General features: G+C 67.3%; 8 protein-coding genes. All 8 read left to right on the top strand.

What is annotated here, in order from left to right:
• Positions 1 to 55: 55 nt before the first annotated feature.
• The 8 genes from IPH07_39435 to IPH07_39400 all read left to right on the top strand — a co-directional run bounded on the left by IPH07_39435 (position 56) and on the right by IPH07_39400 (position 11252).
• Positions 56 to 844, top strand: a complete 789-nt coding sequence (locus IPH07_39435; GenBank protein MBK6923528.1) for a hypothetical protein — start codon at positions 56 to 58, stop codon at positions 842 to 844.
• A 25-nt stretch (positions 845 to 869) separates the two neighbouring features.
• On the top strand, positions 870 to 2468 hold the full coding sequence (locus IPH07_39430) for a hypothetical protein (protein ID MBK6923527.1): 1599 nt from the start codon (positions 870 to 872) through the stop codon (positions 2466 to 2468).
• Between the two features lie 42 nt (positions 2469 to 2510).
• Positions 2511 to 3908 (top strand): hypothetical protein, encoded by a 1398-nt coding sequence (locus IPH07_39425; protein ID MBK6923526.1) that lies wholly within the window; start codon positions 2511 to 2513, stop codon positions 3906 to 3908.
• A gap of 42 nt (positions 3909 to 3950) precedes the next feature.
• Positions 3951 to 5345, top strand: a complete 1395-nt coding sequence (locus tag IPH07_39420; GenBank protein ID MBK6923525.1) for a hypothetical protein — start codon at positions 3951 to 3953, stop codon at positions 5343 to 5345.
• Between the two features lie 360 nt (positions 5346 to 5705).
• Positions 5706 to 6002 (top strand): hypothetical protein, encoded by a 297-nt coding sequence (locus IPH07_39415; GenBank protein MBK6923524.1) that lies wholly within the window; start codon positions 5706 to 5708, stop codon positions 6000 to 6002.
• 393 nt (positions 6003 to 6395) lie between these two features.
• Positions 6396 to 8171 carry a hypothetical protein gene (locus tag IPH07_39410; GenBank protein ID MBK6923523.1) on the top strand — a complete coding sequence of 592 codons (1776 nt, stop codon included), beginning with the start codon at positions 6396 to 6398 and terminating at the stop codon, positions 8169 to 8171.
• Between the two features lie 6 nt (positions 8172 to 8177).
• Positions 8178 to 10421, top strand: coding sequence for a hypothetical protein (locus IPH07_39405; GenBank protein ID MBK6923522.1), 2244 nt, complete (start codon positions 8178 to 8180; stop codon positions 10419 to 10421).
• A 57-nt stretch (positions 10422 to 10478) separates the two neighbouring features.
• Positions 10479 to 11252: a hypothetical protein gene (locus tag IPH07_39400; protein ID MBK6923521.1), complete on the top strand. Its 774-nt coding sequence runs from the start codon at positions 10479 to 10481 to the stop codon at positions 11250 to 11252.
• Positions 11253 to 11340: the final 88 nt, after the last annotated feature.

Below are 11340 nucleotides of genomic sequence, written 5' to 3'. Positions count from 1 at the left end.
GGCACGCCAGTTTGCATACTCGTGGTGCGCGGCCTCGGTGGCGGCGACGATGTGCATGAGCGCGCCGCTCGTCGCCCTCGCGGACGAGCCCGCCGGCAAGCAGCTGGCCGAGTTCACGATCGACACCTCGGGTCTCGAGCGCGAGGGTGAAGACATCGCTGCGCTCACGCGCTCGCTGGAGAAGCGGCTCGGTGCGGCGCTCGAGCAGCGCCACGTCGCGCGCGACGTCGCCACGGCACCGAAGCTACGCCTGGTGGTGCTGTGGCTCGACTACAAGCGCTCGGACTACATCGGCAAGTACGAGGCGATGCGGCCGGGGAAAGCACAGTGGGCCGACGCCGCGCGCTTCGAGTGCTTCGCGTGCTCCAACACCGCGCTGTCGAAGAAGGCCGAGGAGCTGCTCGACGAGGCGCTCGAGAACGCGTCGCGTCCGCCCAAGCCGGCCCAGACGACGCACACGCCGGCCAACCCCGATCGTCCGGCGACGGTGACCCCGACCACGACCAACCCCGACACGACCCCGCGCCACGACGGCAAGCATCCGCTGGGGCCGCTCGGCAAGGCCGGCATCGGCATCGGCGTCGTCGGTCTCGCGGTGCTCGGCACCGGCATCGGGCTCGCGGTGCACGGCTCGAAGCTGGATGCTGCGGCCACCGACGAGCTCGAGAAGGGCGCCGACACCACCATCCCCGGCATCGCGCTCGCGGCGGTTGGCGGCATCGCGGTGGTCAGTGGCATCACGATGCTCGTCGTCGATCGCGTGCGCGCCCGCAAGTCGCGGGTCAGCGCCTCGATCGGCGGTACCCCCCATTCCTTTGGCTTCCAACTGCAGGGCCGCTTCTAGCGCCCAAGAGGGACGTGAGATGACCATGACACGACGCACCACCTCGATCCTGACGACCCTCACCGCGGCCACCGCCGGCGTGCTCATCGGCGACGCCTGCAAGTTCAGCGAGCTGCGCGATCACTGCGCCAACTCCGACGGCAATGAGTACTGCATCCGCAAGTACGAGGACGAGTCCGACCTGCGCCCCTACTGTGCTCGTGGCACCAACGAGTGCTCGTCGGAGTACCCCAGCGAGGCCCGCGATGGCTGCGTCGCCGAGCGCCCCGCCGATGACATGTGCTACTCGCCGTGCGGCGGCATGAAGTCGCTGAGCGACGACCCCGACTGCGAGGGCGTCGCCGACGACAGCTCGAGCAGCGCCGACAGCACCGTCTCCGCCACCGCGAGCACCACCGACACCACCGGCCCCACCTCGAGTACCTCGAGCATGACCGGCAGCACCATGAGCACCACCGACCCGTCCAGCTCGACCGGACCCCAGGGTTGTGCCGGCGACGACGAGTGTGGTGGCCCAGGCACTCCCATCTGCATCGACCAGGTCTGCAGCCCCTGCGAAAGCGATGCCCAGTGCGCCGCCAAGGACCCGGCAAACCCGGCCTGCCGCGACGATGGCCAGTGCGTCCAGTGCACCGCGAGCAATGATGACGGCTGCGGTGGCGCCACGCCCATCTGCGATGCCGCCGTCAATACCTGCATGGGGTGTGCGTTCCACGAGCAGTGCCCGGACTCGGCATGCCGCATCGCCACCGGCGAGTGCTTCGACGAAGCCGATGTCCACACCGTCGGTGCAGGTCAGGACTTCGAGGACTTCACCGCCGCCGCCGGCTCCCTCGGCGCCGAGATGGCCGTCCTCCGCGTCGCTTCGGGCGTCGACTTCAACGAGGCCATCGTCCTCTCCGGCTCGAGTGCTGTCTGGGCCATCCTCGACGCCAACCCCGACGACGACACGCTCCCGCTGTGGGCGAGGACCTCGGGCAACACCTCCACCCTCTCCATCGACGCCGGCGCCGAGGTCTACATCCAAGGCATCTCCGTCTCCGGCAACATCGGCTCGAGCATGTTCCCCGGCATCGCCGTCGACAACGCCTCGCTCTACCTCGACCGCGCTCGCGTCGTCCAGAACGCAGGCGGCGGCATCTCGCTCGACAACGGTGGCTATGCCCTCGTGCGGAACTCGTTCGTCGGCGGCAACGGCAACGGCGCAAGCGACACACCTGGGCTCAAGTGCTCGGACTCAGATGCTGTCGTGCTCTACACATCTTTGGTCCGGAACGACGCCATAAACGACGACACGTTGACCTGCAACGCAGGGAGCAACGTCGATGTCCGCAATTCCCTTCTGCTGGGGCGAGACCCGAGTTCCATCAACTGCAACGCCACCGTCACCTACTCGGTCGTCGATGAGATGTTCGCGGGTACCGGGAATCATCAGGTCGCAATGCTCAACAACATGTGGTTCGTCAACGTCGGCGCCAGTGACTTCACTCCGACTGCCATGGGCCTCGCCGAGTTCGGCGATGTCGCCCAGTGGCAGTCCGGCGACCCGCTCGTCGACATCGACGGCGACGCGCGTCCCGGCGTCGACGGCTCCGCCGACGTCGCAGGCGCGGACATCCCGTAGTCCTTCCTCGCCCCGCAACGCACCCCGCCAAGGACGGCACCCATGCTCCCTCGCTCCACTGCACTCCTGCTCGCACTGGCTCTGCCGTCCGCCTGCACCTCACCCTCCGCAAACACATCCGAAGGCGACGGTTCGAGCACTGCCGTCGCCGACGACAGCTCGAGCACCGCGGACAGCACCGTCTCCGCCACCGCGAGCACCACCGACACCACCGGCCCCACCTCGAGCACCTCGAGCATGACCGGCAGCACCATGAGCACCACCGACCCGTCCAGCTCGACCGGACCCCAGGGTTGTGCCGGCGACGACGAGTGTGGTGGCCCAGGCACTCCCATCTGCATCGACCAGGTCTGCTCGCCCTGCGAAAGCGATGCCCAGTGCGCCGCCAAGGACCCGGCAAACCCGGCCTGCCGCGACGATGGCCAGTGCGTCCAGTGCACCGCGAGCAATGATGACGGCTGCGGTGGCGCCACGCCCATCTGCGATGCCGCCGTCAATACCTGCATGGGGTGTGCGTTCCACGAGCAGTGCCCGGACTCGGCATGCCGCATCGCCACCGGCGAGTGCTTCGACGAAGCCGATGTCCACACCGTCGGTGCAGGTCAGGACTTCGAGGACTTCACCGCCGCCGCCGGCTCCCTCGGCGCCGAGATGGCCGTCCTGCGCGTCGCTTCGGGCGTCGACTTCAACGAGGCCATCGTCCTCTCCGGCTCGAGTGCTGTCTGGGCCATCCTCGACGCCAACCCCGACGACGACACGCTCCCGCTGTGGGCGAGGACCTCGGGCAACACCTCCACTCTCTCCATCGACGCCGGCGCCGAGGTCTACATCCAAGGCATCTCCGTCTCCGGCAACATCGGCTCGAGCATGTTCCCCGGCATCGCCGTCGACAACGCCTCGCTCTACCTCGACCGCGCTTGGGTCGTCGCAAACCTCGGCGGCGGCATCTCGCTCGACAACGGTGGCTATGCCCTCGTGCGGAACTCGTTCGTCGGCGGCGTTCTCGACATCCCAGCTGTCACCGCATCCGACTCCACACTCGAGGGATTCTACAGTTCGCTCATTGGCTCCGCCGGCGAGTCTGCTTCGGTGATGTGCAACGCGGGTGCAACCGTCACCGTCCGCAACAGCCTCCTGCTGTCGAGAGCCGATGCAGCGAGCGACATCCAGTGCTCCAACGCATCCATCTCCGACTCCGTCACGGAAGCCAACTTCCCGGGCGGCAGCAACATCACCACGGTCGGGGTGATGGGTGCGACCGAGAGCATGAGTTGGTTCGCTGGCTACGCAAGCGGCAACTTCCACCTCACCCCGATGGCGCCCGCCGCCATCCTCACCGCGGCCCAGTGGCAGGCCGGTGACCCGCTCGTCGACATCGACGGCGACGCGCGTCCCGGCGTCGACGGCTCCGCCGACGTCGCAGGCGCGGACATCCCGTAGTCCTCGTAGTCCTCGTAGCCCCGCACGCCAAGGACGGCACCCATGCTCCCTCGCTCCACTGCACTCCTGCTCGCACTGGCTCTGCCGTCCGCCTGCACCTCACCCTCCGAGTCCACATCCGAAGGCTCATCCTCGACTGCCGTCGCCGATGACAGCTCGAGCACCGCCGACAGCACCGTCTCCGCCACCGCGAGCACCACCGACACCACCGGCCCCACCTCGAGCACCTCGAGCATGACCGGCAGCACCATGAGCACCACCGACCCGTCCAGCTCGACCGGACCCCAGGGTTGTGCCGGCGACGACGAGTGTGGTGGCCCAGGCACTCCCATCTGCATCGACCAGGTCTGCAGCCCCTGCGAAAGCGATGCCCAGTGCGCCGCCAAGGACCCGGCAAACCCGGCCTGCCGCGACGATGGCCAGTGCGTCCAGTGCACCGCGAGCAATGATGACGGCTGCGGTGGCGCCACGCCCATCTGCGATGCCGCCGTCAATACCTGCATGGGGTGTGCGTTCCACGAGCAGTGCCCGGACTCGGCATGCCGCATCGCCACCGGCGAGTGCTTCGACGAAGCTGATGTCCACACCGTCGGTGCAGGTCAGGACTTCGAGGACTTCACCGCCGCCGCCGGCTCCCTCGGCGCCGAGATGGCCGTCCTCCGCGTCGCTTCGGGCCCCACCTACGACGAGGCCATCGTCCTCTCCGGCTCGAGTGCCGTCTGGGCCATCCTCGACGCCAACCCCGACGACGACACGCTCCCGCTGTGGGCGAGGACCTCGGGCAACACCTCCACCCTCTCCATCGACGCCGGCGCCGAGGTCTACATCCAAGGCATCTCCGTCTCCAGCAACACCGGCTCGAGCATGTTCCCCGGCATCGCCGTCGACAACGCCTCGCTCTACCTCGACCGCGCTTGGGTCGTCACCAACCTCGGCGGCGGCATCTCGCTCGACAACGGTGGCTACGCCCTCGTGCGGAACTCGTTCGTCGGCGGCGTTCTCGACATCCCAGCTGTCACCGCATCCGACTCCACACTCGAGGGATTCTACAGTTCGCTCATTGGCTCCGCCGGCGAGTCTGCTTCGGTGATGTGCAACGCGGGTGCAACCGTCACCGTCCGCAACAGCCTCCTGCTGTCGAGAGCCGATGCAGCGAGCGACATCCAGTGCTCCAACGCATCCATCTCCGACTCCGTCACGGAAGCCAACTTCCCAGGCGGCAGCAACATCACCACGGTCGGGGTGATGGGTGCGACCGAGAGCATGAGTTGGTTCGCGGGCTACGCAAGCGGCAACTTCCACCTCACCCCGATGGCGCCCGCCGCCATCCTCACCGCTGCCCAGTGGCAGTCCGGTGACCCGCTCGTCGACATCGACGGCGACGCGCGTCCCGGCGTCGACGGCTCCGCCGACGTCGCAGGCGCGGACATCCCGTAGTCCTTCCTCGCCCCGCAAAGCACCCCGCCAAGGACGGCACCCATGCTCCCTCGCTCCGCTGCGCCCTCGCTCGCACGGGCGCTGCCGTCCGCGTGCACCTCACCCTTCGCAAACACATCCGAAGGCCCATCCGCATGCGCAGCAGAACGGGGAGTGCCATGAACCCATCGGCTCCCACGTCTGGCGCGAGCCCCAGCACGGCAAGTGCACTACCTGCCGAGACGCCGACGCGCGTCGATCCGGCCACGACCTCGGTGGGGGAGCGGCCCCGACTGCTCGCAACGCTCGCAGACTCGCGGTCGATGACATGGTTCGGTGCCGCGGTGCCTCTGCCAATCTACGTGCGCGCGTCGACGAGGCATGTCGTTCGTCACGTGGCACGCACAGCAGGCCACGTCGATCGGCTTCTGCGTGTCGGCGATGTTGCTCGTCATCTGGGTCGTGGGATTCGACCGTGGAGGGATGGCGACCCTGGGCGTAGCGCCGTCGAGCGGCTGTCTCGGGCAGCTTGGACTGCTCGCGGCGGGCCCGCGCGACCTCCTCTCCGCCGTCGCCGCGCTACTGTGTGGCGTTGGCATGGCCGAGGCGCTGTGCGGGCGCACAACGTCGCTTCCGCTCGTGCACGGGCTCGCCGACCGCTACGCGCGTGAAGGTTAGGATGCAGCTCGAACCAATCGACGCGCTTCGAGCATCTGGGCCTGGTCAGCACGCCCAGCGAGGTCTCCCGCGCCCCGCGTCTCGGGTCTCTCGATGGAGCGCGCCTCTCGCGGCCAAGCGCGTTCGTGGCCGAGCTGACTGCTCGGGAGCATCGCCGTTGGGGGAACGCGGATGGTGAACCGAACGATACGCATCCCCGGCCGGTTCGGCGGCGACATTCTGATCGTGCGATGGCCGGGCACTCGGCACTACCGCGCGGGCGAGGCGGCAAGCGTGCTGCGCGACGCCTGCGAACGGAACTCGTCGAGCGCGGACGACATCATCGCGCTCGCATCCGGGCGAGGCTACGGCCACCGCCACTCGATCGACGAAGCGATCCAAATCGTGGCGGAGATGATCGAGAGTCGCGAGCTCGTGCTGCTCGAGATGGAGCAGGAGTTCGCTCAGGGCGCGGCGTCATCGCTGAGCGCGGGTGCGAGCGCTGCGTTGGACTGGGACAACCTCCGGCGACTTTCCGATCTGCGGGAAACCGACCCCACCGTCACCTTCGGCTCGCTGTCGATCGAGCTGCTCGATCACACCGGCATTCCGTTTCGCAACCAGGAGCTGAAGCTGCGCCACGGTGACGGCGGGGTCGACCGCATCGTGCTCGACGAGCAGGGCAAGTGGAGCACCCGCAGCATCGCGAAGTCCGGCACCTGCAAGCTCGTGCTGCCGGCGCGGCTCGAGCTCACACCGGAACAGCTGGCCGGCGGCGGGCCTGATGGCTTCCGCACCATGGCGGGCGACCTCCGGGTGAAGCGGGTCGAGTCCGGCGAGCTGTCGCTGCCCGGCTACGACGCCCACTACCGCATCGTCGTCGAGCCCCCCGCGCGCCAGGCGACTCGCAGCTTCCCCATCACGAGCTTCGCGAGCGAGAGCGCGTTCCCGACACCGGCGATCGCGAACCTCGTCACGTACGCGCACGAGCTCCTGGACCCCGATCCCGCCGCGCGCATCGGTCTGTTCGGTCATACCGACACCACCGACGACGCCGACGCCAACAAGCTGCTCGCAGACCGACGCGCCGACGTCGCGTTCGCACTGCTGACCGGCGACTACCCGCTGTTCGCCGCCGTCGCGCAGGCCGAGGACTGGCCGCTCGCACACTACCAAGTGATGCTGCGCGTGCTCGGCTGCAATCCGACGGCGATCGACGGCGAGTCGGGTGTGCAGACCGACCTTGCGATTGCTGCCTTCCGCGACGACTACAACGCCGACGCCTGGCACGACGAGGGCCGCGCGCGAGCCCATGGCGACCTGCCACCGGGCACCGCGCTCGATGCTGCGACGAAGCTCGCGATCGTCGATGCCTACCACGCCGAGCTCGCGGGCAGGATTTCGCCCGACCGCCTGCTCGGGCCCAAGCGTGCGGGGTGTGGCGAGTTCAACCCGCTCGGAGCGAAGCACGGCGACAATCGTCGCGTGACGCTGGCGATCTACGGGCAAGACGCGCCGACCGAGCGAGACTTCCCGTGCAGAGCGGGCGATGCCAGCGCGTGCCAGATCGACGATGCCGGCCAGGCTGGCCAGCCCGGCGGCAGCTTCCGCTGCAAGTTCTACCGCGAGCGCATCCACGAAGAGCACGTGTCGAGCGAGGCGATACCGTTCTGGGACTTCGAGTGGCTGAAGACCGAGTCGGGGAAGGCGCACCTGTCCGCGCTGACGCACCTGCCCGATACGAACGAGGCCGAGTTCGTGGTGTCGCTGGTCGAAGACGGCGAGCAGCCGCCGGACGACGGCGTGGGTGCGGTGCCCGCTCGGGGCCTCGAGGTGGGGCGAATCGCTGGTCTGGTTCGAGGTGGCGTCATCTACGCTCTGTGGACACCCCCCGAAGGCTATGACCCGTTCATCATGGAGAACTGGTTTCGCGCGCCCTCCGAGGTCGAGGCACGGCCGTGGCAGCCGCGGTTCCGTCCGCCCGTGTTCGGCGTGGCGGCGCACGGGCAATGGGGATTCGGAGCGGCGCCAGGGCACAGGCGCGACCGAATTCGCTTCGCCGTGGAACCACAGTGGCCGATCGTCGTTCTGTGCAACGATGGCAAGCTCCGGCTTGTGCCGAGCTTGGAAGCGCTTCGACAGCTCGACTCCCTTCATGTCAACGGCATCGCCCACCGCCCCGCAAAGTGAGACGGCATGCAGGTATCAGAGATCGGCACCAAGCTAACGGAGAGCACGATCGTGCTCCACCTGCAGAACATCGACGCCTCGCCGCTCACACCCGCGTGGCTGCAAGACAAGCTCGGTCTGCGAACCGACGAGCAGTGGACATCGCTCAACGCGCCTGGGAACGACGAGTTCCTCGCCGCGATGTACGACGCCAAGCGTGCGGACTGGAACGCTACAGTGCTGCGACAGCTTTCGGATGGGAGCTTCGAGGAGCTTCCGATGGCGCCCGCCGCGGAGCTGACCCCGGAGCAACAGGTCGACCTCTTGCTCGAGGGCGCCGTCTGCAACACCCCGTTCCCCACGTGGTCGCTTCCGAAGCAAGACTTCATCGTTCCGTTCTCCGGCACCCTGCTCGGGCAGATGTGCGGGCTCACCCGCGGAGAGTCGGCGTCGTGCATGACCGTCAGCGCCGAGCGCTTCGAGTTTCCCCGTGACGCGCTGGACGAACTCGCCGAGCGTGTCGACGCTCTACGCAAGGCGATCGCCGCCCGTGAGCGGCGGTGGCGGGGCTACGCCAAGTCGATCGCGGCGTACCATCGTGTGGACGGGCTCTGCAAGCTGCTCGAGCGTGCCTACCACCACGCCGCGCGCCGACCCGAGGATCGCGAAGAGGCGGAGTTGCGTGCCGGGCAGGTCGCCGACTTCCGGGCGAATCTCAACGGTGCATATGCGAACGTCGTGCAAGACGCGCATCGCGGCGAGGAAGCACTCGCCGACGCAGTGCTCGAGGCGCTGGACGACCCCGGTCTTGTGGAGGCAGCGGAGAAGCTGGCGTTCGATCCTTTGAGCGTCGACGGAGACATCGCAGAGGAGTTTGCAACCGCGGTCCGTTACGCGTGCGAGCAGCTTGCCATGTCGGTGCGAGTCGATGCGCTCGTTCGCGACCATGTTTGGCCGGCGCTCGGCGCTGCTGCGGCGAACGAGCCGTACGGCTTCACCGAGATTGTCGAGCAGCTCAAGGATGCCGAACTGCGCACGGAACTCTCGGGTGGGTGGGAGAAGACGTTTGCGGAGGTGCAGAGCTACCTCGGCAAGAAGAAGAAGCGAGGGGTCGTCGAGACTCTTGCCACGGCCGGCAAGTACTATCGGTCTGGCCCGTCCATAATCTCGAACTCACTCAATGAGGGCGTCTTGCTGCTCGTGTGGGAGGGTCTCACTGATGATCCGAAGGCCCGTGGAGGGCGTTTGGCGGGGCTGCTTCTACGCTACGTTGCCAGTATCGGGCTGCCGGACCCAGGCAACGCGCGTCTGATGGTCGCGGGTCGCATCGATGTCGGGAAGCTCTTTCACGCATTCGATGAACTCCGGGGGGCGAATACCCCGGCGGCGCTCGAGGTCAGGGCGAAGATGATCAAGAATCTGAAGCTGAAGGACCAGTTCGCCCGGGTTCCTGCGCTTCAAGGGCTGAGTATCGTTGCGTATGTCGCGGCCATCTGGTCCGTCGCTTCCAACGATCACATGGACGCGCTACAGCGCGGGTTTACTATCGCCTCTGCTGTCATGGGGGCCACAGAGTCGTATGCACACATTGTTGTTGCGATCGATGCGTACTTCAGCAGAGATGTGCCGATCCCGGAGACGAAGTTCGTTGCAAACTGGATTGGTCGTTCCGCTGTGTGTCTGGGGGCGCTTGCGTCGTTGATCGCGTTTGGTCGGGAGCGGGATGTCGCGAGTGCACTGTCCTTCGGCGGCGGCGCGCTTCGTGTCGAGGGATATGTGTTCTCGATTGTTGCTGAGGAGTTGTCGGAGGGGCTTGCCAGTCTAGCGACGTCCTTGCGCATCGCTGCAGGGTGGCTGGGCTTTGCAGGGACGCTGCTCGGGCTTGCGGCCATGATCTGGTCCCTCGCTGAGGCGCCTGTGCCCGCAACCGTCGGTGTCGCGGCGCTTGTCTCGAAACCGCTCGAGATCCTTTTCGAGATTGATAGCCCATTCTTGCTTCGTGAGGCCGACTTGCGTGCCGCGTTGAAGCGTCTTCCGCCGCGCGTTCTCAATGTAGAGCTTGTGCCGGTGGCTGGTTTGTGGACGAACGACCAACGGGTCGGCACCAAGATGGCATGGGGCGACGAAGAACCCCCCACGTACCACGCGGCAAGCATGTTGGGTCTCGTCGCGTCTGAGATTGCCACCCTCTTCGGCGTGTATGAGTCGGAGGTCGTGCGCGCGGGACTGCCGACCGCACTGCGCGGGCCTCGACGACCTTCGGTGACATAGGCGATGCGCGTCGTACTCGGTTGGTTCCCTCAATACGTCTCAGCTCGAGGTCCCTCCATGTCCCCTGAAACCCCCGCAATCATCTGGCTCGTGGTCGAACTCGTCCTCGTGGGCGTTGTCAGCTTCGCGGGGCTCGGGTACCTCTGGGTTCGTCTCTCGCGCCCTCTCGGCAAGGTGCCAACGCCCGGCCCGACCGTGCCCGACGGCTTCGGTGCGGTGACGTGTGAACTCGTTGGTGGGTCGTCGACGCTCGTCTCCCCGATCAGTGGCCGAGCTTGCGTCGCGTGGCAACTCGACTACCGGAACCCGGATGCCAACGGATTCCTGCGGCATCGCGCGACCGCAGATTGGTGTGATGCGCTCCTCGTCCGCCTGGCGTCCGGAGATGCGGTCACCGTGGAGCTTCCTGAGCGGGGACTCATTGTCAACGGCCTGCATCGGCAGGCAGGTGACTTCGAGGCGTTTCACCACAAGGCGGAGGGCGCGAAGGGCGGTGGCGTGTCGCGGTTGCGCGATCGCGCTGCGTTCGAGGAGGTGAGTATCGCGCCTGGCGACCCGTTGGCGGTCGTCGGTACGTTCGAGGCGATGCCAACGGCCGGTGACCCGATGCGCCACGGCGAGCTCGGAAGCGGCCGCGTCCGCCTTCTGATTCCGCCGCGCAGTTCCAGCCGCGCCGTCGCGGCGATCCTGCAGGCCGAGGACTATCGCGAACTAGGGTGGCGGGGCAAAGCGGCGTTGCGAGCGTTTTTCTCCCCGGCGCACTTGTGGTTTCTGCTCTATGGAAGCTACCTCGCCGTGCGGGTGACCGCCTTCGTGGGGCCAGGCATGTGATAACCGCGTTCTCGCCCGGCAATGCACAAGCGCATCGCCGAGCGTGTCACGAAGTCGGGGCAAGGCCACCCCCTCCCCGCGTGGACCC

This window comes from Deltaproteobacteria bacterium (assembly GCA_016709225.1).
In the GTDB taxonomy this organism is placed as follows: Bacteria; Myxococcota_A; Polyangia; order Nannocystales; family Nannocystaceae; genus Xiheibacterium; species Xiheibacterium phototrophicum.
Note: the sequence above shows the minus strand (reverse complement) of the source record. Positions and strands in the feature narration are given on the sequence as shown.